Below are 25,850 nucleotides of genomic sequence, written 5' to 3' on the forward strand. Positions count from 1 at the left end.
GCGGGGGTACGCCCGCCGGGCGTACCCCCGCGACGGTATTCAGGGCCGCAGGTGGGAGAGGAGTTCGTCGGCTGTCGTCGTCTCGTCCGTGCACAACGCGGCGTGCAACTGCTGACGGCCCCGCCGCAGCCACGTCTTGACGGTGTTCTCGGGCACGCCCAGCTCGGCCGCCACATCACGTACAGGAAGGTCGACGACGTAATGCAGGACCAGTGCCTGTCGGTGCCGTACCGGCACCGCCCGCAGCGCCTCGGCGACGGCGACACCGTCAGTGCTGTCGCCGTCGTGGACCCGGTCGGTGCCGAGGCGCAGCAGGGCGGCCGCGCCGCGCAGCGCCTTGCGGCGCCGGGAGAAGGCGAGGTTGAACGCGACCCGCCGGACCCACGCCTCCGGCGCCTCGTACCCGCTGATCTTCGTCCACCGGGGCAACGCACGGGAGAACGCCTCCTGAGCGAGTTCCTCGGCGTCGTGACGGTTGCCGGTCAGCACGAACAGCTGACCCACCAGCCGACGGTACGTCGCCAGGTAGAACTCGGTGAACTCCCGATCTGTCGACATCGGACCTCTCGACACCTGTCGCAACGCGCGTGTCCCCGATTCGGGCGCTTACCGTGCGGCGATCATCCGACGTGGACACTGTCGTACTCATCCGCTTAAATAACGATCGCACCGTATGTGATTAATGCGGCAGCGTCAAACGGTAGAGTGGCGACGGCTACGCCCAGGGGAGATGACGGTGACTGACGGAATTCCGGACGCGGAGGCGACGCGTGACGCGCTGCGCCGGTTGGCCGGGACCGCCGCCGACACCGCACGTCCACCGGATCTGCGCGACCTGCGCCACCGCGCCCGCCGTCGCCGCGTCCGCTCCGTCACCGCGGCCGGCCTGGTCGCCGCAGCGATGGTGGCCGTTCCCGTCGGCGTGGCCGTGATGGCCGCACCGACGCGTGAGCCGCAGCTCGCCGCTCCCGCACCGACGGCCCCCGCCTCGCCGGCGCCCTCAGCGGCGTCGCCTGATCCGTCGGATGTCCCGTCCACCGCGACGGCGAGCGCCCGGGCGACGGAGACCGGCGGCCCGATCCAGCCGGCGACCGAGCCGACCATCGGCACCCGTCAGGTGAAGCTGTTCCTGCTGCGTGAGCAGGCCGGCCAGCGCTGCCCTCGGGTCGTCGCGGTGACCCGGGAGGTCCCGGCCCGCAGCGTCGCCAAGGAGGCCCTGCGGGCGCTGCTCGACGGCCCCACGCCGGCCGATCGCGCGGCCGGCCTGACCAGCGCCTTCGACGGTGACGCCCACCGCTTCCGCTATCTCAAGCTGGAGGGGACGAACGCGCGGGCGGACTTCACCGACCTCGACGGCATCCTGGCCCCGGACGACAGCTGCGAGAAGACCAAGCTGCTGGAGCCGATGCGCCGCACCCTGGAACAGTTCGGCTGGATCGAGCAGGCACGGTTCTCCATCCGCGGCGACCAGCGGGCCTTCTACGCCGACGTGCTGCACGACCGGGTTCCCGAATGACGACGCGCTCGGCGACCTCCCGCGCTTGACCGACCGGTCGAGCGGTGAAACCTGGCGCCGGCCCGCGGAGTGCCATTGGGTGTGAACCTCCAACACCAGAATCAGAGCCCGTCGCCCGTCCCCCTCAGCACGGCCGGCCTCGCACAGGCCGTCCGACGACGGCCGCAACTCGCCGTGCTGATGGTGATCGCTGCCCTTGCCGGGTGCGAGCCGGGCGACAACCCGGCCGCGTCGGCTCCGTCAGCGGCGCCCCCGGTCAGCGTCGCGGTCCCGACGACGCCGGCCCCGGTCCCGGTGCCGAGCGCCTCGGCAACGCAGCGCACCAGCGGCGCCCTGGCCTCCAGTGCGCCGAGCAGACCCGATTCCACCGCGACGATCAAGGCGCCCACGCCCCCACTGCTGCCGGTCACCAGCAAGAACACCTCGCAGGGACGGCTGTACATGGTCTCCGGGTTGTCACAGTTCGAGGCCAACCACGCGTACCGGTACATCGCGATCGTGACCGGCACCGAGCCGGGCGCCAACGGCCACCCGGGGCTCAGCGGCGCGCAGAAGGAAGCTCTCCGCACCCACCTCGGCTCTGTCGTGGCCACGGTCTCCATCGACCTCGGCGGCAGAGGCCTGCTCCCGGGTGACGACAAGATCAGCTACTTCGAGATGTACACCGCGATGGCACTCGGATCAACGCTCTACCGCCCGTTCTTCGCGGCCGAGGCGCACATCGACGACGAGTACGGCCGCAACTGGAGCGAGAACCTCCGGAAGTTGGTCGTCGCAGCCGGTGGCATCTCGGCCGACATCGTGACGATGATGCTCGACCGGGCAGCCAACGGTCAGAAGATCGAAGGTGGACACAACGGCGCCCTCGAGATCTTCGGTGGGCTCGGCAAGGAGTACCAGCCGCACCGCCTGCGCAACGACAAGGCCTTCTCCCGTAGTGCCGGCCGTCTTCAGGAGGTCATCGACACGCTCAGGTAGCGACGGGCCGCGCCCGGCCGACGGTCTGCCGTCGGCCGGGCGCTTGGCTGGACGCAGCTTGTCGACGGGCCGGTCCGGTGCGTCTGGCCGGCCCGGACCGCGCGGGTCTACTGCGCGGCGGCGCGGAGGTCGTCGAAGATCGCGGATGCCTGAGCGCAGACCCGGTCGTACGCCTTGTCGAAGTTGGCGTCGCCCTCGCCGTTGGTGTCGTAGCCGGCGATCCCGCCGTGCAGGAACACCAGGAAGGTGATCGCGTCGGAGAAGTCGGGCGTGATGCCGGCGTACTTGGCGTTCAGCTGGACGCCCAGGCCCTTCTTCGGGATGGTCACGTCGGCGTCGCACGCGCCGCGGGCGGTGTTGATGAACTTCTGCCCGGCGGCGCCCAGCTCGATCAGCTTGATCTTGTTCCTGGCGGCCAGCTCGTGAACGTACTCGCAGGCGGAACGGTCGGGCCCGCAGTTCGGGTCGATCGGGAAGCCCGGGCTGGTGACCGTCCAGTGGCTGACGATGGAGAGCCTCGCCAGGTCCTGCGGGGCGTTGTGCTCCAGCCAGCAGGCCGCGCCGGCGGACTCGGTCATCGGCCCCCAGTTGAGCACGGTCACGCCGCCGGCCCGCACGGCCTCGATCAGTGCCTTGACGGTGGCCGGCGGGTTCTTCACCCACGGGTTGGAGGCGGTGCAGGTGGTGAAGCCGCCCTCGAGGCCGCAGATCGAGGACAGTTCCAGGTTCTTCAGGTACGCCCCGTAGGCGTTGCGCGCGTGGGTCATCGCTCCGGCGCAGTCGGTGATCCGCTGCTCACCGCCGACCACGACCTTGGTCAGGGAGAACTTCGAGGCGTACACGCTCAGGGCCGCCAGGGCCGAGATGTCGTCGGCGTCGGTCTCGCCGCCCGGCTCGCTCATGTCGGAGGTCACCCACAGCTTCGGCTTGCTCGGGTCCGTGGGAGCCGGCGTGGTGGGAGGAGTCGGGGTCGTGCGGCCGTCCTGGTCCACGGTGAACGTGACGCTGCGCCTGGTCGTGGTGGATCCCCTGCTGGCGACAGCGGTCAGGGTGTACCTCCCCTCGGACACCGTCCGGCTGTCCCATCCGAAGGGCGACCCGTTGCTGTCACCACCGAAGAAGTACGGTGCGACGCGTTCGGTCCGGGTGAGGTCCGTCGCGCCGTCGAGGCGGAACACCACGCTGTCGGGCCGGCCGTCGACCTTCGCCTCGATCGTCACCTTTCCGCTGACCACCCCGCCCGCGGGGATTCCGGTCAGGCCGGTGACCTGGAGGGTTTCGTCGGCGGAGGCCTGCGGCCCCAGGATCCAGATACCCGCCACCATCGCCGTCGCCGCCGCGGCGAAACCTGCCGCGGTCGTCCATCGCTTGCTGCTCCTCGCCATGCCTGTCACTCCTGTCAATGCTTGTGCCGATGCCCGCCGCGGTCACGGAAGGCGGTTGCCACCGAGAGACCCCGTTCGGCCGCGTGCGGCGTACGCGTCGGAGGGCGGGGACGGTGAGGTGACGTGGTGGTACCCGGGGTGCGGAGCCGGGCGACGTCCCGGCTCCGCACCCGGTGGCGCCGTCACTCGCAGCCGGTGACGACGACCTTGTTGCCGGAGGTGTTGGCGCCCTGGACGGTGTTGGCGGAGGTGCTGCGCACCACCGCGCAGTCGCCGCCCTCGACCCGGATGGTCTTGTTCTTCACGCCGTCCTTGAACGTGTAGAGCGGCGCCTCGTCCATGCCCGGGTTGACCTTGCGGGTGAAGCCCGCACCGACGATCCTGATCGTCCGGGTGTCGGCCTGCGTGCCGCCGGCCCAGGAGAAGACGCCCTGGTTGTAACCGTCGGACGAGTTGGAGATGACGGTCAGCCCGTCCAGGATCGCGGTGCCCTGCCCGTAGTCACCCCAGGCCATCTGGATCGGCGCGCCGTTGTGGTTGTGCACGATCGTGGTGTCCCGGATGGTGAGGTCGCCGGTGTAGAGCTTGGCGGAGTCGTCCCAGGTGTCGATGAGGGTGTTCTCGATCAGCGAGTTGTCGCCGCCGCTGAAACCGTCGGAGTTGTTGCTGCCCAGGTCCCGGTTGTCCAGGTACCGCATGCCCGACATGACGACATGCGCGTTCTTGGCCCACATGTGGTAGAAGCGTGGGTTGACCGAGGTGTAGTTGCGCAGGGTCAGCTTGATCTTCGCTTCGGTGGTCACGCCGGCCCGGGCGTAGTCCTTGGCGTGCGGACCGTCGCCTGTCAACTGGGACGTCTGCTTGTCCCGGCCGGTGATCGTCAACGCCTTCGTGCGGTTGGCCGGGATGAAGAAGTTGCCCTTCAGGGTCACCCCCGCGCCGATCACGATCTCCGTCCAGGAATCCGGTACGGAGAGCTTGCCGATGGACTTGTTCGCGGTGAACGTCGCCACTCCGTTGCTGACCGACGGGTTCGTCGCACTCGCGTTGCCGCCGGTCGGCGGCGTCGAGGCCGGCTCGCCGGCCTGCTGACCGACCGTGAACCGTACCGTCTGCCGGGTGGTGCCGCCGGGACCGATGGCCCGCACCGCCAGCGTGTACGCGCCGTCCGGGGCGGTGGCCGCGTTCCAGCCCGGCACGATCGGGCCACTGTTGCCCAGGAAGTAGTAGGGCGCCTCCCGCTCGGTCCAGGTCGCCGTGCTCGCGCCCGAGAGCGAGAACTCCACCCGGTCGACCGTGCCGCTGGTGCGCGCCTCGATCCGGGCCGTGCCGCTCAGCGCGGCACCCTCGGTGACACCGGCGAGCTGCGTGATGCGCGGGGCGTCGTCGGCGGAGGCGGTCGGGGCCACCGCCCACGCCCCACCACCTGCGGCCACCACCAGGCCGGCAACTGCCAACTGACGCCAGGATCGTCGTGACATCGTCGTGTCTCCTCAGGACTCGTCTGACTCTCGCTGATCGACGGATGCGCCGACCGACAGGGAGACACTCCGCGTCGCCGGCCCAGGTTTCACCGAGAAGACCTCGGATATCGCGCTGCCGCGACGAAACCGTCCACGGCATCGCGGAGTGTTCTGCTTCGTCAGCAGCAGCAGCAGTCCCGTGCCGGTCCGTCGCATCGACAAGGCCGGTGGCCCAGAAGGAGTTCCGTCGTGTCCCGTAGAAGGAGGCTGCTCACCGCAGCCGTCAGCACCGTCACAGTGTTCGGGATGGCGGTCGCCGGCCTCACCTCCGCCAACGCCGACCAGCAGCAAGCCGGAACGGCCGCTACCACCAGCGAGGTCACCTCCGGCAACCCGATCGTGAAGAACATCAGAGGGGCCGATCCGGACGTCCACGTGCGGGACGGCACGGTGTGGATGTACACCTCCCAGGACCGACCGCCGGTCGACGCCTCGACGAACTACTCAGGAATGGACGGCTACCACGTCTTCTCCTCCACCGACATGGTCAACTGGACCGACCACGGCGAGGTCCTGCACTCACGCGACGTGAGCTGGGGGTCCCGCGGCTACATGTGGGCGCCGGGCGCGGCCCGCAGGGGCACGTCGAACTACCTGTTCTACCCGCACAAGGACAGGAGCGGGATCTGGCGGATCGGTGTGGCCACCGCGAACAGCCCGGCGGGGCCGTTCACCGACATCGGCCGTCACATCCCGGACATCTCCGGGATCGACCCGATGGTCCTGCAGGACGGCAGCGACTACTACCTGTACTGGAGCGGCTGGAAGAACGAGGGCGGGCAGACCAAGCACATCCCGTACGTCGCCAGACTCAAGAGCAACATGACCGAACTCGCGGAGACCCCGCGGGTGGTCAGCTACGGCGCGACCAACCACAAGGAGGGCATCTTCGTCTTCAAGAGGGGCACCACCTACTACTTCACCTACACCGACTGGCAGGGCGAGACCGATCAGGGCTTCTGGGCCACCGGCAGCTCACCGTACGGCCCGTTCGGCGCCGCCGGCCAGCTCAAGGGAGCGGTCGGGCCGAGCCCGGCCGGGGCGCAGGACCACCATTCGATCATCCGGTACGCCGACAAGTGGTACTACTTCTACCACGTGGGCAACTACACCAACGCCGCCGGTGAGCCCGGCGCCGGATACCGCCGCAACGCCTCGGTGGACTACCTGCACTTCCGCGCCGACGGTGGCCTGAAGAAGGTCGTGCACACCACGACGGGGGTGAAGCAGGTGCCCTCGCCGGGCGGCGCCACCTCGCCAGGTGTCCCCGGCCGCATCCAGGCAGAGGACTTCACCGCGCAGACGGGCGGCGTTCGTATCGAGACCGCGGCCGGCGCCGACGGGCGCAGCATCGGGTACGTCACCGACGGCTCCTCGGTCACGTACGAGGTGGACGTCGCCGCCTCCGGCCGCCACCGGGTGACCTTCCGCTACGCATCGGCGGCGACGGGCGCCCGGATCAGCGTCACGCAGGGCCGGGCGCAGGTCGGGGGGACGACGGTCCGCGGCACCGGTGGCTGGACGGCCTGGCGTAGCGTCACCGCCGACGTCGACCTCAAGGCCGGCACGAAGCAGCGCCTCACCCTCACCTTCGACGGCGCCGGCGACTACCTGCTCAACCTGGATCTCTTCGACGTCATCCGGCGCTGACGGCGACGCGCACCAGGCGTTCCGCCCGGGCAGGACGGCCGGGCGGAACGCCGTCGCCGGCCGCCTTCGACGTGATCCCGCTCGGCCGGACACCCGATGTCCGTCAGGTATTCGCGCGATTGCGTGGACGTTTCAGAGCCCCGATCTACGCCGTCGCAGGTCAAGGGTGGTGGGGTGGGGTGAGGGGATCGAAGATGTGGCCCGTCTGTACGGGTTCTGACGATGCTTAGGCCGTGCAGATCGGCAGTTGGCTGGCAACGACGGTGACCATCGTCGTCGTTGCGGCTGCCCGGGTGAGCGCACCCCGGGGAGGGCCGTACCGACCTCGTGGGACGGCGACTACGCCGAGGTGCCGCAGTGATCGACCATGCCTGCGACGCGCCGGCGAGCACCGATCGCCAGGGTGCCGCCTGTCGGCACCCGATCCACCTGATCCGACCGCCGCCGGAGCAATCTGGCTGAACATGGCGATCAGGTGCCCCGATCAGGCATTCAGTATGGTCGCGCTGCGGAAGGGCGGGGTCGACGGGCGCCGCGACGGGCCCCACCGCGGTCCGGAGAAAGCCGCCGCGACGCCGATCGTCGATCGGCCTCACCGTGCCGAGTCACCACCTCGGCGCCGCCGTTCCGGTCGTCTCGAAGGCGCGTCGACGTGTCGGCGCGGTTGTCCTGCCGCCGGCCCCTGGCGAAGACACTCCCGCGCAGGCCCCGGTTCCCGCCGGTGTGGTGCGGCGAGGGATCTCGACGTCAGCAGAAGAAACCGCGTACGGCGACGGCGTCGCTTTCGTCGCGCGAATCCCATACACGCAAAGTAAGGGTTGGGAGGCTTTAATCTGAGCCCATTGCGCGCATTGAATGTTACCGGTCACATATGACGGCTCGATGACGGTTGTCGAGTCGTGTCTGCTCGCTGCTCGGCGAGCGTCGAGCCCGCCCTGAGCTGCATCTTTCGAGCAAGCCAACGTTCGCCAGTGGATTGTGCGCGGCGTTATCTGTTTTGCATGGGTGCCCGAGATCGCGATTATCGCCATACCAGTTGTGACCGAGAAACTGACCCTAAAATTATTGCAATGGAAGCGCCCTCGTGTGACAGTTGTGGGGCTTAGGAGCCGCTCGTAACGGCACATCGGCGGGAGGTCGAGGGCACCGGTTCTCCGGACGGCCTACCCGCCGACCTGCTTGTCGCGTCACTGTCGACGCCATCGCACCACCACCGCCCGTCCGGGTCGGGCACCTCAGGAAGAACGTCGATGACACCGGTGGGCCGTTCGTTCGGACGCCCGCCGGGTCGATCGACCGGGCCGCCCACGGCCCGGCACCGTCCCGAAGGAGATCTGTGCAGATGAACATGTGGAGAAGACTTTCCGGCTCACGCCGGGCGGTCGCGCTCTCCGGAGCAGGCGTCCTGGTCGCGGGAGGTCTGGTGGCGCTGCCCGTCACCGCAGCCCAGGCCGCCACCCAGTGCGAGGTGTCCTACTCGACCAACGACTGGCCGGGCGGGTTCACCGCCTCGGTCACCATCAAGAACGTCGGCGACGCCCTCAACGGCTGGACGCTGGGATTCACCTTCCCGGACAGCGGTCAGCGCGTGGGGCAGGGCTGGGCCGCTCGGTGGGCACAGTCCGGCCAGGAGGTCAGCGCCCAGAACGAGTCCTGGAACGGCGCCGTCGCCAGCGGCGCGACGCTGAGCCTCGGCTTCAACGGCTCGTGGAGTGGCAGCAATCCGAAACCGACGTCGTTCACGCTGAACGGCACGGTCTGCAACGGCGGCACTCCGACCACCCCGCCGACCAGCAGCAGCCCGTCGCCGACCACGACCCCGACGGCCAGCCCGACGCCGTCGCCGACCGGCCCGACGACCCCGCCCGGACCGAAGGTGGACAACCCGTACGCCGGGGTGCGGGGCTATGTGAACCCGGAGTGGAAGGCCAAGGCCGAGTCGGTCGCGGGCGGCAACCGGGTGTCGAACAACCCGACCGCGGTCTGGCTCGACCGCATCGCCGCCATCAACGGCACCCCGGACAGCAGCTCCAACGGCGCGATGGGCGTGCGGGACCACCTGGACGAGGCGCTGCGGCAGGGTGCCGGCTACATCCAGTTCGTCATCTACAACCTGCCCGGCCGCGACTGCGCCGCGCTCGCCTCCAACGGTGAGCTGGGTCCGAACGAGCTGCCCAAGTACAAGTCCGACTACATCGACCCGATCGCCGCGATCCAGGCCGACCCGAAGTACAAGGACCTCCGGATCGTCAACATCATCGAGATCGACTCGATCCCGAACCTGCACACCAACACCGGCGGCAGCCCGGGCGCGACCGCGATGTGCGACACGGTCAAGGCCAACGGCGCGTACATCAACGGCGTCGGCTACGCGCTGGCCAAGCTCGGCGCGATCGGCAACGTCTACAACTACATCGACGCCGCGCACCACGGCTGGATCGGCTGGGACAGCAACTTCAGCCCCGTCGCGACCCTGCTGCACCAGGCGGCGATCGCCTCGGGCAGCACGGTGGACAACGTCACCGGCTTCATCGTCAACACGGCGAACTACTCCGCCCTCAAGGAGCCGTACTTCAAGGTCACGGACACGGTGAACGGGCAGATGGTGCGGCAGTCCAAGTGGGTCGACTGGAACTTCTACGTCGACGAGCTCTCGTTCGCCCAGGCGTTCCGGCAGGAGCTGATCTCCAAGGGCTTCCGGAACAACATCGGCATGCTGATCGACACCTCCCGCAACGGCTGGGGCGGCTCCGCCCGGCCCACCGGCCCGGGCCCGATGACCAACGTCGACGCCTACGTCAACGGTGGCCGCATCGACCGCCGGATCCACGCCGGCAACTGGTGCAACCAGGCCGGCGCGGGCCTCGGCGAGCGGCCTCGGGCGAACCCCGAGCCCGGCATCGACGCCTACGTCTGGGTGAAGCCGCCGGGCGAGTCGGACGGCTCCAGCACCGCCATCCCGAACGACGAGGGCAAGGGCTTCGACCGGATGTGCGACCCGACGTACACCGGCAACGCCCGCAACGGGTACAGCATGACCGGGGCCCTGCCCAACGCACCGATCTCCGGTGCCTGGTTCCCGGCGCAGTTCGCGCAGCTCATGCAGAACGCCTACCCGGCGCTGTCCTGAGTCCGGTGCGCGCCGGTCGCTCGAACCCGGCACGTCACCACCCGCGGTAGTTCCCGCGTCCCTGATCCCGGCCGCCCGGCCGGGATCAGGGACGGTTGGGGTGACCGGCATGAACGAGAACGTCGTCCAGGCCGGCAAGCTGACCACGCCGGTCGACCCGGGCACCTACTACACCGGCGATCTCGTCCCGGCGGCCAGCACGTCACCAACCCGCGCTACATCCTCTTCCTGACGACCGACCAGCACCGGGTGCACATGCTCGGCGCGTACGGCAACCAGCTCGCGGCCACGCCGGCCCTCGACGCGCCGGCCCGCTCCGGCGCCCGCTTCGACCGCCGACTACTGCCCGCGCCCGGCGCTGATCGACCCACAGGGGCCCGGGCGCGGCCCGTCCCGGGTGTTGCCTGGCGGCTCGTATCTGTGTCACGACTCGTGCTGCAACAGGTATCGCAACTCCGCGCGGTCGTCCAACACGCCTGACTCGTCGATGGACAACGCCGGTTTCCGCACCGTGGGCCGCGCATGACGGACGGCCTCGCTCGGTGCCAGCCGCCCGATCTGGCCGACATGCGGGGGTACCGGCCCCCGGCTCGCCCAACCGAGGGCCGGTACGTGTCACCATCGCCGTGCGGAGCGGGTCACAGGCCGGTGGTGCGTACGGCACCCGTTCGGTCGGACGGAGTCGGGCGGTGGTCCCGAGGCTGCCATGTGTATCCACGCAGCTCTATCCTGGTGCATTGATCGCCGATGACAGTGCCGGAGCCGTCACTGCGCGGAAGGTCGTCTGAGCAGCGTATCCGTAAGCGGGCGCGGTTCTCGCCGGCGATCGTCTGGGCCGAGCGAAGGCTGAAATGATTCATCGACGGCGCCGGGGTGGCGGTGACATGAAACCCCCGGGCGTGGGTCGGGGTGTTCAGTTCCCCGAGTGCTGGGACGGCGTCCGGCTCGACAGTCCGGACCACAGGAGTCACCTGGCCTACGCGGACCGGGGCGACTGCCCGCGCCATCCGGTGGCGGTCCCGGGCATCACCCTGTCGGTGAACGTCGAATACGGCAGGGACATCCAGCGGTCGGGACCGGATCAGCCTTTCCGGCGGCGGAGTCCTCTCCGGCCACGCGGACTTCATCACCACCTGAGACAGGAGGCGACCCTGGGTCGGCTCGTCGCCGGCTGCCCCAACGCCGCGAATTCCGGTGACCGGAATGCTGGCAGCCCGGCGGGGTGGCCGCTCGTCGCATACGGGCGGTCAACCGGCCGGCCGCGCCCGGGGAGGTAAACGAGGAGTTCACGTCCACGCCGCCACTGGTCGCCGCCTAGGTTGCGCAGCGTTACCGCGGCATTGCCACAAAGTTTCCATTGACGTTCTCCGTGTTCACTGTATACAACGTATCCGTCAGCTTCGCATCGATGAACGGAGGCCGGATGAGCAAGGCGTTCAACAGGGGGTGGCGCGTCGCCGTGACGGCGGCCGCAGCCGTCACGCTGCTCGGTTCCGGAGCGGTGGCCGCCCACGCCGCGCCACCCGCGCTCAGCTATCCGTGTGAGCGGATCGCGGTGAGTTCCGACGGCAACTACCACGACCGCGACGACATCGGCGCCTCCGCGATGGCGCTCGCGCTCCTGGCGGAGAAGGGCCAGCAGTCCCGGCTGGTGCACTGGGACTACAACTCCCACCTGGGCAGCTCGACCGCCAGCTGGGAGCGGGACATGGTCACCGCGACCGAGGGCACCGCGGGCCAGTTCGGGTATGACACGGGCGTCATCTTCCGCAACAGCCAGGCCGATCTCGGCCGGGCGGTCACCCATCTGAAGAACAAGATCGACGCCTCGACGGCCAGCAGCCGGCTCTGCCTGATCGGCGCCGGGCCGATGGGTGTCGTCCACCGGGCGCTTGACGCCTCGAACCCCGCGGTCCACCCGCACGTCACGCTGATCTCCCACTCCGACTGGAACAACAACCACGACGACGACGACAACATCTGGAACCTCGCGGACATCCGCCGCGACTTCCCCCAGGTGCGGTACACCCGCATCCCGGACCAGAACGCCGGCCTGGGTACGAACGGCGGCGAGGCCAGGTGGTCCTGGATGGCCAACTCGGCAGACCCGGGTCTGCGCTACGTGCACGACGTGGTCAACAACGTGATGAACAAGAACGGCGATGTCTCCGACGCCGGGATGATGTACTACCTGATCACCGGCGACGACTCCGGCAACGCGACCAAGCTGCGCAACTTCCTGCAGTGAGGGTGGACGGGGCGGCGCCCGGCCGGCGACACCCGCGGTCACGCCGCCCCGCCCACCGCCCGGGCAGTGCCGCGGGCTGCTCCAGAGCCACCGGGCTGACTGACAGTGGCGCCGTCGTCCGTCACCGCCCCGACGGCCGGCCCCGACGACGGCTCTCCCGAAGACATCGGATCGAGCCGACGCGATCGACCTCCACACCCCCCACCACACCTTCTCGCCCTCTCCCTGGAGGAGCCATGGCACACCTGAGCCGCACCGGCCTGACCCGCCGCCACGCGCTGAGCCTCGGCCTCGGCGCCGGCCTCACCGTCGCCCTCGCCGCGTGCGGCGAGGACGGCACCTCGACCGCCGGCGGGACGTCGCTCGGCGGGGCCAGCCTCACCGGACTGATGCGCGCCAGCTTCATCCCGGCCATCCACGAACTGCAGCAGAAGCAGGCCACCGCCTGGGCGGACTCCCACGACGGGGCCGTCGAGCTGACCTTCGCCAAGGAGTGGCGGGAGCAGATCGCCGCCGTCGTCGAGTCCCGCGCCGGCGAGGACCTCGGTGAACTCTTCGCCAACCAGGCGCACATCTACGCGGACCGCCTGGTCGACCTCACCGACCTGTGCGAGTCCATCGGCGAGGCCAACGGTGGCTGGTACGACGTCGCCCGGGCCGCCTGCGTCGTGGACGGCCGGTGGCGGGCGGTCCCGCGCGCGTACACCGCGCACGTGATGAACTGGCGCACCGACCTGTTCGCGCAGGTCGGCATCACCGAGTTCCCGAAGACCTGGACCGGTCTGGTCGAGGCGGCGACCCGCCTGCGGGACGCGAAGCTGCCCCGGGTGGCCCTCACCATGAGCCAGGCCGGCCCGAACGACTCGGCCAGCGTCGCCTACTCCCTGCTGTGGTCCTACGGTGCCGCCGAGGTGGAGAAGGACGGCAAGACCGTCGCCATCAACAGCGCCGAGACGCGCGCCGCCATCAAGGTGATGCAGGACCTGGCCGCCGCGAGCGCCCCGGAGATCTCCTCCTACGACGAGGGCGGCAACAACACCAGCTTCCTCGCCGGCAAGATCGCGGTGACCCAGAACGCCACAAGCATCTGGTACACCGCGCAGAAGCAGGCTCCGGACGTCGCGAAGAACATGAGCCACGCCCGCTACCCGGAGGGTCCGGCCGGCCACCAGCAGCTCGTGGAGATGAACTCGCTGGCGATCTTCTCGCACAGCAAGCGGATCGAACCGGCCAAGAACCTCTTCGGTCACCTGATGGACAAGGCGCAGCTCGGCAAGCTGGCCGAGATCGCGCTCACCTACTACACCCCGCTGCTGAAGGGCTACGACGACCTGCCCACCATGCCGTGGAACTCCGAGGCCAAGCTCAAGGGGCTCAAGGGTCTGGCCGCCGGGGGACACATGCCGGGCTGGCCCGGGCCGGCCTCCCGGCAGTCGGCCCAGGCGTACAACAACCAGACGATCGTCAACATGTTCGCCCGGGTGATCAGCGGCAAGGCCAGCGCGGAGGAATCCATCCGGGTCGCCGAGGGCGAGCTCAAGAAGGTGTACGGGGGCTGACGTCGATGACCGTACGCACAGTAGACCGGGTCGTGGGCCCGCGACGCCCGGCCCGGCCGAGCCCTCCGGCCGCCCGTGAGCGGTGGTCCTTCCTGGACCGCGAGACTCCGTTGGGCTACCTGCTCGTCCTGCCGATGGCGGTGGTGGTCCTCGGGCTTGTGGGTTATCCGCTGGTGCTCACCGTGTGGTTCAGCCTGACCGACAAGTCACTCGGCAGCGATACGGTCTCCTTCGTCGGGCTGACCAACTACCTGGAGCTGCTCGACGACCCGGTCTTCGCCCGGACCATGTGGAACACGTTCAACTACACCGTCACCGCCGTGCTCGCGAAGCTGGTGCTGGGCCTGGTGATGGCGCTGGCGCTCAACGAGGTCCGTCGGTTCCGCCGGTTCTTCCGGGCCGCGTTCCTCCTGCCCTGGGTCGTGCCCTCGTCGTTGAGCGTGCTGGCCTGGATGTGGATGTTCCAGGCGGACTTCAGCGTGCTGACCTATCTCGGCCGGCAGGTCGGGCTGGTGGACGGCAACATCCCGTGGTTGGGCGAGGCGGGCTGGGCGATGGCCGCCGTGCAGACGGTCAACATCTGGCGTGGCGCCCCGTTCTTCGGGATCATCATCCTCGCCGGGCTGGCCACCGTACCCAAGGAACTCGTCGAGGCGGCCGTCGTCGACGGCGCGAGCGCGTGGCAGCGGTTGCGGTACGTCATCCTTCCGCACCTGACCCCGATCCTCGTGGTGGTCACCCTCTTCTCGTTCGTGCAGACGCTCGGCGACTTCCAGATCGTCTGGATCCTCACCAACGGCGGCCCGGTCAACAGCACCCACCTGATCAGCACGCTGGCGTTCCGCACCGGCATCCGGGGCGCGGACATCGCCTCCGGGTCGGCGATCTCGTTCTTCGTGTTCCCCGCGCTCGCCGCGATCATCGCGCTGCAACTGACCGTGATGCGACGAAAGGCGAAATGACCATGACCACCGTGTCCGGCCGGGCCGCCCGGCCACCCCTGCCCGCGCCTCCGCCGCGTACCGGACGGCTTCTGCGCCGCCTGAAACTGGGCCGGCGGCTGCTGATCACCGTCACGATGACGTTGTTCACCGTCTTCACGCTGTTCCCCTTCGTCTGGATGGCGCTGACCTCGCTGCGCACCGGATCGGACCTCTACCGGGTCGCCGACCGGCCGTTCTCGGTCAGTGGGCTCACCCTGGAACACTTCCGGGAACTGCTCACCGAGACGAAGTTCCTCACCTGGACGCTGAACAGCCTGATCGTGGCGCTGTCGGCCTCGGCGATCGCGTTGGTCATCGGGGTGCCGGCGGCGTACAGCCTGGGTCGGTTGCGGTACCGCGGCGGCGCCGTGGTGGGCGTGATCGTCTTCTCCACCTACCTCCTCCCGCCGGCGTTGCTGTTCATCCCGATGAACGTCGTGGTCAACCGGCTGCACCTGGGCAACACGCTCGGCGCGCTGATCCTGGTGTACCTGACCTTCCTGGTGCCCTTCATCGCCTGGATGCTCTCCAGCTACTTCCAGAGCCTGCCGGTCGAACTGGCGGAGGCCGCCCGGATCGACGGCGCCAGCCGGCTACGGGCGATGATGGTGATCGACCTGCCGCTGGTGCTACCGGGCGTGGTCTCGGTGTTCTTCTTCGCCTTCACCCTCTGCTGGCAGGAATACCTGTACGCGTTGACCTTCGTGCGCTCTACCGACAAGCAGCCCGTCGCGGTGGGACTGGTCAACGCCCTGCAGGTAGGCGACGTGTTCGCCTGGGGCCAACTGATGGGCGGGGCGCTACTCGGCGCGTTGCCCGTGGTGATCATCTTTTCCTTCCTCATGGACTACTACCTGTCCGGCCTGACCGCGGGAGCGGTGAAGGGATGAGCATGCGCGAGCAGGTTCGCGGGCTCGATCACGTCGGGCTGGTGGTGCCCGACACGGAGCAGGCGCTGGCGCTGTGGCGGGACCGCTTGGGCTTCACCGTCACGCACGCCGAGGTGGTCAACGACGATACGGTCCTGCTCACCCACCTCGACCTCGGTAACGTCCACCTGCAACTGGTGCAGCCCCTGGTCCGGCCGCACCCGCTGCACGAGTGGCTGGACCGGCACGGTGCCGGCCTGCACCACCTCTGCTTCGCTGTGGACTCGGTCGACGTGGCCTGGCACGGCGACGGCGTCGGTGTCCCGCCCGCCCAGCCGTCGCCGCACCAGGGCATCCGCGGCCGACGGTCGGTCTTCCTCGATCCGCGCCGCTCCGGCGGCGTCCAGGTGGAGCTGACCGGCTCATGACTCACTCCTCGACCGCGCCGGACCTGGCCGGGCTGCCCGCCCCGTGGGCGGAGCCCCTCGTGCCGCCACTGGCACAGCGCATCGCCGCCGAACGACGTACGGTCGTCGTCCTCGACGACGACCCGACCGGCACACAGACGGCGCACGGGGTGCCGGTGCTCACCCGATGGGACGCCGCCGCCATCGCCGGGGAACTCTCCTCCAGACCGCCGGCGTTGTTCCTGCTGACCAACTCGCGGTCGCTCGATCCGGCCCGCGCCGCGGAGATCAACACCAGGACCGGCCGGCAGATCCGTGCCGCGGCCGAGTCGGTGCGGAGTCGGGTCGTCGTGGTCAGCCGGGGTGACTCGACCCTGCGCGGACACTTCCCGGACGAAACCATGGCCCTGGCGGACGGTCTCGGTGGCGGGTTCGACGGCGTCCTGCTGGTGCCCGCCTTCCTCGAGGGCGGGCGGGTGACCGTCGACGGCCGGCACTGGGTGGCCGACGCCGACGGCTGGACGCCGGTGGGCCGGACGCCGTACGCCCGGGACGCCACGTTCGGGTTCGGCTCGTCCGACCTGCCCGACTGGGTGGCCGAGCGCAGCGGCGGCCGGATCCCACGGGAGGCCGTGCAGGTGCTGACGCTGCGGGAGTTGCGCACGGGTGGCCCGGCAGCCGTCTTCCGCCGGTTGGCCCGCCTGCGCGACGGTGCCGTCTGCGCCTGCGACGCGGCCGACCAGGCCGACCTCGACGTGCTGGTCGCCGGGGTGCTGGCCGCCGAGGCGGCCGGGGCACGACTGCTCTACCGCACGGCGGCGTCCTTCGTCCGGGTCCGTGCCGGGCTGCCGCCGCGCGACCTGCTCACCAACGGAGAGCTGGGGCTGCGGCGGCGGACCGGCGGGGGAGGACTGGTGGTGGTGGGCTCCCACGTGCCCACCACCACCGTCCAGCTCGAACGGCTCCTCGCCGACCCCACGGTGGTGGGCGTCGAGGTCGACGCGACACTGCTCGCCGGAACCGAACGGCAGGCGGCCGCCGAGGTCGACCGGGTGGCCACGCTGGCCGACCACGCGATGGCGGCGGGGTGCACCGCTGTGGTGCACACCAGCCGGCGGGTGTTGACCGCGGCGACCGCGGCGCGGGCCCTCGCCCGCAGCGTACGGATCTCGACCGGGCTGGTGCGGATCGTCGGCCGGATCCCGGCGCGGCCCGCCTTCGTGGTGGCCAAGGGCGGCATCACGTCCAGCGACGTCGCCGCGGACGGGCTGGGCATCAACCGGGCCGAGGTGCTCGGGCAGGTGGTGCCGGGTGTGCCGGTGTGGCGGGCCGGCATGAACAGCCGGTATCCGGGCCTCACCTACGTGGTCTTTCCCGGCAACGTCGGCGGTCCCGACGACCTGCTGGCGGTGGTGGCGAGGCTCGGTGGAGCCGATTGGCAGGAGTCGACACGTGCCTGAGCCGTTGAATGGATACGACGTACACACGATCCGGCCGGCGAGCCGCCGGTCGCCGCTGGTCGACGTGCACGGGCACTTCGGTCGCTCCGCCGCCACCGGATACTCGGCGGGCGCGCCCGAACTGCTCGCGGCGATGGACCACCACGGCATCGACACCACGCTCGTCATGCCGCAGCCGTCGACCGACCGGGAGACCGCCGACGAGGTGCACGCCGAGATCGGGGAGGCGGTCGTTCGCCATCCCGGGCGGCTCTACGGCATCGTCAACCTCGACCCGCGCCTGCCCGACGCGGAGTACCGGCGACGGGCCGCGACCCTGCTCGACCGGCCGGGTTTCGTCGCGGTGAAGATCCACACTGCGGGGTTCGCGGTGGCGCCCGACGACCCGGTCTGCGACAAGGCGTTCCGAATCGCCGCCGACTACGACGTACCGGTGATGGTGCACACCGGCCTGGGCGGGCCACACACCCTGCCGCACCGGGTGGTCGACCCGGCCCGTCGGTACGCCGAGCGGCCGGTGGTGCTCTGCCACGCCGGATTCGGCGCGTTCTGTGCCGAGGCGATCGAGGTGGCGGTGACGCAGTCGAACGTCCACCTCGAGCCGTCCTGGTGCCCGGCCTTCAGCGTCCGGCAGATGGTGCGTCGGCTCGGTGCCCACCGGGTCATGTTCGGCAGCGACCACATCGACAACATCCCGGTGGAACTGGCGAAGTTCGACGCCGTCGGTCTGACCCCCGGGGAACGGCGCCTCGTCTACGCCGGCACCGCCGCCAGCGTCTTCTCCCTCGACCCGTCCGCCCCCGCCACCCCCCGACCGGAGGTTTCCGCATGACCGACTACCGCATCGCCGTGCTGCCCGGAGACGGCATCGGTCCCGAGATCATCGCCGTCGCCACGGAGGTGCTGCAACGGCTCACCGCCGCGCACGGCGGGATCTCGCTCCATCTCGACCGGCACGACGCGGGTGCCACCCGCTGGCTGCGCGAGGGCACCGTGTTGACCGACGAGACGTACGACGCCTGCGTGCGGGCCGACGCCATCCTGATGGGCGCGATCGGTCTGCCCGAGGCGCGTCACCCGGACGGTCGGGAGGTCAACGGCGACGTCATCTTCCGGCTCCGCTTCGACCTGGACCTGTACGCCGGAATCAGGCCGGTCCGGTCCTGGCCGGGACTGACCAGCCCGCTGTCGGCCGCGCCGCCCGTCGACTACGTGGTGGTGCGGGAGAACGTGGAGGGCCTGTACGCCTCCCGGACCGGCGGCTGCAACGTGCGGGAGGAAGTCGCCACGGACACCATCGTGATCACCGCGACCGGTACCCGGAAGGTGACCGAACAGGCGTTCCGCCTGGCCGGCAAGCGCGCCGGCCGCCCCCGCGACGGCCGCCGGACGGTCACCTGTGTGGACAAGGCGAACGTGCTCGCCTCGTACGCGTTCTTCCGGCGGGTCTTCGACCGGGTGGCCGAGGGCCACCCCGACATCGGCGCCGAGCACGTCTACGTCGACGCGATGACCGCGTACCAGGTGCAGCAGCCCGACATGTTCGACGTGGTGGTCGCCGAGAACATGTTCGGCGACATCATCTCCGATCTGGCGGCAGCCACGGTCGGTGGGCTGGGCCTGGCCGCCTCCGGCGACGTCGGTGACCGGCACGCGCTGTTCCAGCCGGCGCACGGCTCCGCGCCCACCATCGCCGGCAAGGGCGTGGCCAATCCGATCGCCACCGTGCTGTCGGCGGCCATGATGCTCGACTGGCTGGCGGACCGGCACGCGGATCCGGCCGCGGCCGAGGTGGCCAGGTTGATCGAGGACGCCGTCGGCGACGTGCTCGCCGAAGGACGGGTCCTTACGCCGGACCTGGGTGGGACCGCGAGCACCGTCGAGGTCGGTGCGGCGATCGTCGCGGCGGCGGGGCGGAGGCGGTAAGTGAGTAGGGGAGGAACGGGGATGGAACGGCCGTTGCGGGGCCTGATGGTCGGTGCCGGCTACTTCGCGCCGATCCAGCTCGCCGCCTGGCGAGCGGTGTCAGGTGCCGAGATCCACGGCCTGGTCGGGCACCGTGATCCGAGGCGGGTGGCCGCGGTGGCCCGGGAGGCCGGCGTGAGCTGGTCGGGGGTCGATCTCGAGGCGGCGATCGCGGGGGTCCGGCCCGACTTCCTGGACATCTGCACGCCTCCGGCCACCCACGCCGAACTGATCCGGCTCGCGGTCGACCGCGGACTGCCGGTGCTCTGCCAGAAGCCGCTCGCGCCGACCGTGGCGGACGCCGCCGAGCTGGCGGACCTGGCGCACCGGCGCGGCGTGCCGCTCGTGGTCAACGAGAACTGGCGCTGGCAGCCGTGGTACCGGGAGGCGAAGCGGCTGATCGACGACGGCGTGCTCGGCCGACCGTTCCACACCACCATGCGGATGCGGCCCGGCGACGGCTGGGGGGAGCGGCCCTATCCGGACCAGCCCTACTTCGCCGCCATGCCACGCCTGGTGCTGTTCGAGACGGGCGTGCACTACGTCGACACGACCCGATACCTCTTCGGTGAGATCGACGAGGTCCGGTGCACGACCGCGACCGTCAACCCGGCCGTCACCGGTGAGGACCTCGTCATCGCGGTGCTGCACACCTCCGGCGGCGGCATCGTGGTGTACGACGCCGACCGCTCGGCGGTGGCTCGGACGGTCCGCAGCCTGGCGTACGGGACGATGTCGGTGGAGGGCACGGACGCCACCCTGGAGGTGGCCGACGACGGCACGATGACGGTGCTGCGCCGCGACGGGCGGACGGTCCGGCACGACTACCGGATCCCGGACGGCTGGAAGGGCGGCTGCGCGACCGCCGCCCAGCAGAACTTCGTCGATGCCCTGCGAGGTCGCGCCGAGGCGGAGACGCCCGCCGCGGACTATGTCCGTACGATGCGGGTGGTGGAGGCCTGTTATCAGTCGGCCGCATCGGGGCAGGCGGTCCGGATCCGGTCCGAGCGGGTGGCAGGCGTGCCGGAACCCGCGGGTGAGAGGCTGCCGTGAGCACTGAGACGACCTATCTTCCACTGGAGGAGAGCACCTACCAGCGGGTGCGCGCGATGCTGCTCAGCGGTGAGATCCCGACGGGTCAGCCGGTCAACCAGAGCGAGGTCGCCGTCGCGCTGGGCGTCAGTCGCACACCGGTCCGCCGCGCGCTCTCCCGCCTGGAGGGCGAGGGCCTGGTCACCGCCGGCCCGCGGGGCTGGCACGCGGTGGGCTTCGACGCCGATCGGATGACCGCCGTGTTCGAGATCCGCGCGGTGCTCGAAGGGCTCGCGTGCCGGCTCGCCGCGGGTCGGGCCGGCCGGGCCGAGCTGGCCCGGCTGCGGGTGCTGTTCCAGGACGCCTACGAGCAGCTCACCACCACCGGTTCGGCCGAGGCGTACTACCAGGCGGATGTGGTGTTCCACCGGGCGCTGCTGGAGCTGGCCGGCGAGCCGCTGCTCAGCCGTACCGCCGAGGTGCACCACATACTCACGACGAGCCTCGCGCCCGGGCTCTACCGCGACCCGCACGAGACGCATCCGGAGCACCTGGCGATCATCGAGGCGCTGGCGGCGGGCGACGCCGACCGGGCCGAGGAACTGGCCCGCGGGCACATCCGCGCGGCCGTGCCGAACATTCGCACCGGTGCGGTGTACGTGCCGGGAGCGGAGGCCACCTGATGGTCGCCCGGCTCCGGGCCGCGTCCCGGTCCGCGTCGCACCCGGGTGGCCGTCTCCGCGGGCACCCGGTGCGGCGGCCCGGCCAGGCGACGCGGGTGCGCCACGACTGCCCGCGCCCCGCACGAGTAGTGAACCGGTCACCGGGCATCCGCCGTACCCCTGACCGTATGGGTCGTGGCGGGGGCGGAGGCTGACATGGGCACGTACCGCAGCGGAAGCCCGCTCGCCGGGAGACTGACCCCCGAGGACGTCACCCGGGTACGGCTGCCGCTGGCGCCCTGGTACCAGCGCGGCTACCGGCGCGACGAGGTCGACGCGCTGCTGCACCGGCTCGCGTACGAGCTGGGTGAGCGGGGGCGGGAACTGGAGATCGCCTGGGCGGAGGGTCAGCGGATCAAGCGGGCGCTGCGCGTCTGGCAGTCGGAACGAGCCGGCTCCGGGGCGCATGCGAGGCGGACGACCACCGGGCGGCGGGTGCGGCGGACCACCATGCCGAAGCGGCTGCCCTCGGAGCCTGCGGCGGGTTCCGCAGGCACCCCTGGAGCGCACGCGGCGACCCACCGGACGGACACCGAGGACTCCGCGAGGTAGCGGATCGCCCGCACCGGCCGCCGAAGGCGCTCACCGCACTGTCGTTCGCCCCTCCTCGCTCGGCGGCGCGTCGGTCCGGAACGGTCCGGGACGGTCCTCCACCGGCCGCGACCGGTGCTCCTGCCAGGCGGCCAGCGCAGCCGCCCGGTCCGCCTGAGGGTGGGCCCTCCGCCACTGCCGCAGGAACGCGTTGAACTCGAACTGTGCTGCCACCGGCCGTTCGCGGGCGGCTTCGGCCCGGGTGTCGTACCAGTGCGAGACGGCATCACCCAGGGTCCGTCCCGCACCGTCACGGATGAACGCCCGCATGAACTCGTCGAAGACGAACCCCTTGCCGACCTGATCGCGGAAGAATGCCCGCAGCACCTGGCTGCACCGCTGCCCGGCGGGAATGACGGTGTCGACCGTCACCGGCGGACCCAGTTGTCGCGCCGACCCTGCCCGCCGAGCATGCTCCGGCGCTGCCGTGCCGTCCAACGCGGCGGCCAACCGCTCGACCAGTGCCAGCTTGCCGCCCCCGCGCGGGACGCCCATTGTCCGGGCCAGTTCCGTCAGCTCGGCGAGCGTCCAGTACCAGCGGCGCAACTCCGAACCGGAACGGACGTGGGTCAATGGCGGGCGATCCGTCACCGTGATTCTCCAGCCGGGCATTCAGGGGAACAGGGGTGTGATGAAGTTCGACACCGTCTCGGTGAACAACGCCGGTCGTTCGATGATCCAACCGTGCCCGACGCCGGGAACCGTCCGGTGCTCTCCGCGTGCGAAGGCCGCGGCGAGCAGTGGCGCGGAGCGCCGGATGCCGGGCGGTTCGTCGCCACCGCACAGCACCAGGACCGGTCGGACGAATGCGTTGTCCACCGGAGGCCGATATCCGGTCAGCTCCCGGTTGACGCGGGCGAACGCCCGAGGATGGGTCCGCCGGGCCGCCGACAGATACCAGGGGTGAAGGTCGGGCGGTATCCGTAGCACCCGGGCGTTGGCGCTCAGCATCGGCCGGGTGACGATGAACGGCGCCAGCACCGGACCGAGCAGCCGCGGTGGCGACCAGAACGGCAACGGGACGGCGTTGACTCCACTGGCGACCGCACCCGCGATCCGATCCGGCGCCGCGCGGGCCAGTTCCAAGGCCAGATACCCGCCGAGCGACAGCCCCACCACACCGACCCGGGCGTCGGGGACCCTGCTGTCGATCAGGTCGGTCAGGTCGCGCACCACTCGGCTCATCGAAGTCCATCGCCGGTTCCGGGCCGTGCCGTGCCCGGGCAGATCGGGGATCAGCAGTCGAAACGAGCGGCCGAGTGTCTCCATGACGGGCTGCCACATCGTGCGGTCGATGAGCAGGCCGTGCAACAGGAGCAGCGGGGGTGCCTCCAGTGGGCCGTGTTCGCTGACTTCCACCCTGTGGTCCGTCCGGGTCGTGGTGCCGTGCGGTTTCCGCCGTGACTCGCGTCCGGCCCGGACCACGCTAGGGGGCACCGGCGCGGCACCGGTATCACAGCTGCGCCGCAACACTGTCGAGGCCGTGCCCATCTGCCGCCGCGTCCGCTCGCCAGCGTCCCGGGCTCGAGCCGAAGTGAGCCCGAAAGGCGGCGCCGAAATGGGAGGCGGAGGCGAACTGGTAGCGGTACGCCAACTCGGCTGCGCTCACCGGAGAGCGGACCAGGTGCCGAGCACATGCCTGCAGCCGCCGTAGCCGGATGTAGCCGGCCGGGCCGTGGTCGTTGTCGGCGAAGGCGCGGTGCAGTTGGCGCACCGACACGGCGAGTCGGCTGGCCAGCCAGGAGACGGAGAGGTCAGGATCGGTGAGGTGGTCCTCGACGAGTCGCTCCGCGCCGATGCGCAGAGCGAGGTGAGGGTTGCCCCGTGTGTCACCGAACGTGCCGGCGAGCAGCAGATCCAGCACGGCGGCGAACACCGAGGCGAGGTTTCGCCGGCGGGCGGGGTCCTCGGTGGCGCCGACCGCCGTCATCAGGTGGGGCAGCTGTCTGCCCAGGGCGCGCCCGACCGGGTCGAGGGGCGCTGACGTGATCGCTGCGTCCAGTGCCGCGTACCGGGCCTCGACCAGAGCCGGCGGAAGCACGACGAACAACAGCTTGGCGACGGCGGGATAGTCGACCTCGAAGGACTCTCCGCCCGGTACGACCACGAGCCGGCCCGGCACCACCGGCTCGACGCCGAAGCGGTGCCGAATCCGACCGTCGGCCTTCGCGCCCAGCAGAAGGAACACGCCCCCGGGCGAGCGTTGTCCGGTCTGCCGCGCGTGCAGCGCGGCGACGGTGACGGACACCAGCCGAGTCGGACCGACGTCGGCGGTGCTCAGCCGGGCACGGAAGCCGGCCGGGTCCCGGGCCTCGACCGCTTGGCTGACCAGGCTCTGCCGGACCGCACGGCGGAAGTCGTGCAGGCCGCGTGGACCCGAGAAGCGGTGCGTGAGCACGGGCACGGTCGCTCCTTGATCTGTTCGCCGCGGCTCGGGCGACCGCGGGCGCGCTCGGTTCCCTCGATGATCCTCGTGCCCGGACGGGCCGGCCTCGGCTGTCCGGACGGATCCGGGGCCGCCCCGGATCGCGATTTCCGGCCGGGCGGAGGCGGTCACCCGCTGTGGCGGGCGGACGGTCGGGTGATCCGGCGCAGTCCGCGCCAGGCGCCGACGAGACGGGCGGGTAACGGGGCACCGAGGCCGTCGTCGACGTCGCCGGTCACCCGTCGCCGGCCGTCCGCGTACGTGGGCTGCCCAGGTAGCGCCCGGGCGAGCTCCGACACGCTGATGCCCTGACGCACCGCGGCGGCCAGCTCGCCGATCCACTGCCCGACCCGGGGCGACACCACCGTGGCCCCGAGCAGCTGGCCGCCCGGCCCGACGACCAGGTGGCAGAAGCCGCCGACCCGCTCGCCGAGCTCGTCCCGGTCGAGGTCGTCGTCGACCCACCAGCGGGCCCGCGCCCGGTCGCCGTGGAGCCGCTGTGCCTGCTCCAGCGTGACGCCGACCTGCGCCACCTCGGGATCGGTACGCGTCACCCGGGGCACCGGGATCCGGTCGACCCGCCCGACCGGTCCGAGTAGCGCGTTCTCGGCCGCCTGGACGCCCTGCAGTTCGGCGGCCCGGGCCAGCGGCGCGGAACCGGTGACCGGGCCGGCGGCGAAGACCCGATGGTTCGCGCTGCGCAGCCGCTGGTCCACCACGACGTGCCCCCGCACGTCGCGCCGCACGCCGGTGGCGGTCAGCCCGAGCCGATCGGTGCGCGGCCGGCGCCCGACGGCGAGCAGGATCCGGTCGGCCGGCACGATCGCCCCGTCGGCCAGATGCACCGTCCCCACACCGACGCGATCGACCAGCTGGCCCGTACGCACCGCGACGCCTTCGGCGCGGAGCCGCTCGCTGATCACGGCGCCCGCAGCCGGTTCCTCGTTCGGCAACAGGCGGTCGGCCACCTCGATCAGGGTCACTCGCACACCCAGCCGGGCCAGGGCCTGACCTAGTTCGCAGCCCGTCGAGCCGCCGCCGAGCACCGCGATCCGTTCCGGTAGCCGGTCGAGCCGCGACAGGTCGTCGGCGGTCAGCGGTTGCGCGTCGGCGAGGCCCGGAATCAGGGGTACGGCGGGAGCACATCCGGTGGCGATCACCGCGCGACGGAAGCGCACCTCGCGGACCGCGTCGGTGCCGGTGACCCGCAGTGAGTCCGGGCCGGTGAACTCGGCCCGGCCGTCCAGCACGTACGGACCGCCGGCGATCGTGCCGTCGCGCAGTTGACCCGACTCCGCGCGAGCCGCGGCCCGCACGGCGGCGAGCACCGCGACGTCGTCCACCCGAGGCGCGCCGCAGCGCAGCCCGAAACGGCCGGCGGTCGCCAGCGTGTGCGCGGCGTGCGCG

25 protein-coding genes are annotated in these 25,850 nt (G+C 70.8%); 18 read left to right on the forward strand and 7 right to left on the reverse strand.

Translation table 11 applies throughout. The features are described 5' to 3' along the window. Positions 1 to 39: 39 nt before the first annotated feature. On the reverse strand, positions 40 to 558 hold the full coding sequence (locus HUW36_RS00880) for an RNA polymerase sigma factor (RefSeq protein WP_174526299.1): 519 nt from the start codon (positions 556 to 558) through the stop codon (positions 40 to 42). Positions 559 to 736: 178 nt separating this feature from the next. Here HUW36_RS00880 and HUW36_RS00885 point away from each other — a divergent pair, with 178 nt between their 5' ends. Together HUW36_RS00885 and HUW36_RS00890 are read left to right on the forward strand one after the other, a co-directional pair. Further along, complete coding sequence (locus HUW36_RS00885) at positions 737 to 1,516, forward strand: GerMN domain-containing protein (protein WP_174526300.1); 780 nt, start codon at positions 737 to 739, stop codon at positions 1,514 to 1,516. A 174-nt stretch (positions 1,517 to 1,690) separates the two neighbouring features. After that, positions 1,691 to 2,494 (forward strand): hypothetical protein, encoded by an 804-nt coding sequence (locus HUW36_RS00890; RefSeq protein ID WP_174526301.1) that lies wholly within the window; start codon positions 1,691 to 1,693, stop codon positions 2,492 to 2,494. Positions 2,495 to 2,601: 107 nt separating this feature from the next. Here the strand turns inward: HUW36_RS00890 and HUW36_RS00895 are convergent, their stop codons facing one another. Continuing rightward, a complete protein-coding gene (locus HUW36_RS00895) occupies positions 2,602 to 3,879 on the reverse strand; it encodes a BAR domain-containing protein (protein WP_174526302.1) in 1,278 nt (425 codons plus the stop codon). A gap of 182 nt (positions 3,880 to 4,061) precedes the next feature. After that, positions 4,062 to 5,360 carry a hypothetical protein gene (locus tag HUW36_RS00900; protein WP_174526303.1) on the reverse strand — a complete coding sequence of 433 codons (1,299 nt, stop codon included), beginning with the start codon at positions 5,358 to 5,360 and terminating at the stop codon, positions 4,062 to 4,064. Positions 5,361 to 5,648: 288 nt separating this feature from the next. Here HUW36_RS00900 and HUW36_RS00905 point away from each other — a divergent pair, with 288 nt between their 5' ends. The 16 genes from HUW36_RS00905 (at position 5,649) to HUW36_RS00975 (ending at position 21,979) form a co-directional block, all read left to right on the forward strand. Continuing rightward, the gene (locus HUW36_RS00905; RefSeq protein WP_174526304.1) at positions 5,649 to 7,052 is read left to right on the forward strand and encodes a family 43 glycosylhydrolase; all 1,404 of its coding nucleotides are present in this window, start codon (positions 5,649 to 5,651) and stop codon (positions 7,050 to 7,052) included. Between the two features lie 1,342 nt (positions 7,053 to 8,394). Beyond that, positions 8,395 to 10,182, forward strand: a complete 1,788-nt coding sequence (locus tag HUW36_RS00910) for a glycoside hydrolase family 6 protein (RefSeq protein ID WP_174526305.1) — start codon at positions 8,395 to 8,397, stop codon at positions 10,180 to 10,182. Between the two features lie 109 nt (positions 10,183 to 10,291). Further along, positions 10,292 to 10,414 carry a hypothetical protein gene (locus tag HUW36_RS34820; protein WP_281357483.1) on the forward strand — a complete coding sequence of 41 codons (123 nt, stop codon included), beginning with the start codon at positions 10,292 to 10,294 and terminating at the stop codon, positions 10,412 to 10,414. A gap of 129 nt (positions 10,415 to 10,543) precedes the next feature. After that, positions 10,544 to 10,708: an SUMF1/EgtB/PvdO family nonheme iron enzyme gene (locus HUW36_RS00915; RefSeq protein ID WP_281357486.1), complete on the forward strand. Its 165-nt coding sequence runs from the start codon at positions 10,544 to 10,546 to the stop codon at positions 10,706 to 10,708. Between the two features lie 358 nt (positions 10,709 to 11,066). Continuing rightward, positions 11,067 to 11,459 carry a DUF1996 domain-containing protein gene (locus HUW36_RS00920; RefSeq protein ID WP_246247771.1) on the forward strand — a complete coding sequence of 131 codons (393 nt, stop codon included), beginning with the start codon at positions 11,067 to 11,069 and terminating at the stop codon, positions 11,457 to 11,459. Between the two features lie 146 nt (positions 11,460 to 11,605). Next, a complete protein-coding gene (locus HUW36_RS00925; protein WP_174526307.1) occupies positions 11,606 to 12,430 on the forward strand; it encodes a hypothetical protein in 825 nt (274 codons plus the stop codon). A gap of 236 nt (positions 12,431 to 12,666) precedes the next feature. Next, positions 12,667 to 13,989 (forward strand): ABC transporter substrate-binding protein, encoded by a 1,323-nt coding sequence (locus HUW36_RS00930; RefSeq protein ID WP_174526308.1) that lies wholly within the window; start codon positions 12,667 to 12,669, stop codon positions 13,987 to 13,989. A gap of 5 nt (positions 13,990 to 13,994) precedes the next feature. Continuing rightward, complete coding sequence (locus HUW36_RS00935) at positions 13,995 to 14,951, forward strand: carbohydrate ABC transporter permease (protein ID WP_174526309.1); 957 nt, start codon at positions 13,995 to 13,997, stop codon at positions 14,949 to 14,951. A gap of 2 nt (positions 14,952 to 14,953) precedes the next feature. Further along, positions 14,954 to 15,862, forward strand: coding sequence for a carbohydrate ABC transporter permease (locus tag HUW36_RS00940; RefSeq protein ID WP_174526310.1), 909 nt, complete (start codon positions 14,954 to 14,956; stop codon positions 15,860 to 15,862). A 2-nt stretch (positions 15,863 to 15,864) separates the two neighbouring features. Then, entirely contained in the window at positions 15,865 to 16,269 is a 405-nt protein-coding gene (locus HUW36_RS00945; RefSeq protein WP_174526311.1) for a VOC family protein, read from the forward strand. Beyond that, complete coding sequence (locus tag HUW36_RS00950) at positions 16,266 to 17,708, forward strand: four-carbon acid sugar kinase family protein (protein WP_174526312.1); 1,443 nt, start codon at positions 16,266 to 16,268, stop codon at positions 17,706 to 17,708. Before HUW36_RS00945 ends, HUW36_RS00950 begins: the two co-directional genes overlap by 4 nt. Next, a complete protein-coding gene (locus HUW36_RS00955; RefSeq protein ID WP_174526313.1) occupies positions 17,701 to 18,540 on the forward strand; it encodes an amidohydrolase family protein in 840 nt (279 codons plus the stop codon). The genes HUW36_RS00950 and HUW36_RS00955 overlap by 8 nt, the downstream gene beginning before the upstream one ends. Next, positions 18,537 to 19,634, forward strand: coding sequence for an isocitrate/isopropylmalate dehydrogenase family protein (locus tag HUW36_RS00960; protein ID WP_174526314.1), 1,098 nt, complete (start codon positions 18,537 to 18,539; stop codon positions 19,632 to 19,634). Before HUW36_RS00955 ends, HUW36_RS00960 begins: the two co-directional genes overlap by 4 nt. A 21-nt stretch (positions 19,635 to 19,655) precedes the next feature. Beyond that, entirely contained in the window at positions 19,656 to 20,726 is a 1,071-nt protein-coding gene (locus HUW36_RS00965; RefSeq protein ID WP_174526315.1) for a Gfo/Idh/MocA family protein, read from the forward strand. Next, on the forward strand, positions 20,723 to 21,388 hold the full coding sequence (locus HUW36_RS00970) for a GntR family transcriptional regulator (RefSeq protein WP_099160224.1): 666 nt from the start codon (positions 20,723 to 20,725) through the stop codon (positions 21,386 to 21,388). Before HUW36_RS00965 ends, HUW36_RS00970 begins: the two co-directional genes overlap by 4 nt. A 195-nt stretch (positions 21,389 to 21,583) precedes the next feature. Continuing rightward, the gene (locus tag HUW36_RS00975) at positions 21,584 to 21,979 is read left to right on the forward strand and encodes a DivIVA domain-containing protein (RefSeq protein ID WP_099164506.1); all 396 of its coding nucleotides are present in this window, start codon (positions 21,584 to 21,586) and stop codon (positions 21,977 to 21,979) included. 30 nt (positions 21,980 to 22,009) lie between these two features. On the opposite strand, the gene HUW36_RS00980 is transcribed toward HUW36_RS00975, so the two are convergent. The 4 genes from HUW36_RS00980 to HUW36_RS00995 all read right to left on the reverse strand — a co-directional run. Continuing rightward, entirely contained in the window at positions 22,010 to 22,591 is a 582-nt protein-coding gene (locus HUW36_RS00980) for a DUF6434 domain-containing protein (RefSeq protein WP_217428742.1), read from the reverse strand. 39 nt (positions 22,592 to 22,630) lie between these two features. Then, positions 22,631 to 23,377, reverse strand: coding sequence for an alpha/beta fold hydrolase (locus HUW36_RS00985; protein ID WP_174526317.1), 747 nt, complete (start codon positions 23,375 to 23,377; stop codon positions 22,631 to 22,633). Between the two features lie 94 nt (positions 23,378 to 23,471). Then, the gene (locus HUW36_RS00990) at positions 23,472 to 24,422 is read right to left on the reverse strand and encodes a helix-turn-helix domain-containing protein (protein WP_174526318.1); all 951 of its coding nucleotides are present in this window, start codon (positions 24,420 to 24,422) and stop codon (positions 23,472 to 23,474) included. A gap of 149 nt (positions 24,423 to 24,571) precedes the next feature. After that, the coding region (locus HUW36_RS00995; RefSeq protein WP_174526319.1) for an FAD-dependent oxidoreductase at positions 24,572 to 25,850 on the reverse strand (1,279 nt) is incomplete at its 5' end.

Origin of the sequence: Micromonospora maritima (genome assembly GCF_902825405.1) — a bacterium.
Classification (GTDB): Bacteria; Actinomycetota; Actinomycetes; order Mycobacteriales; family Micromonosporaceae; genus Micromonospora; species Micromonospora maritima.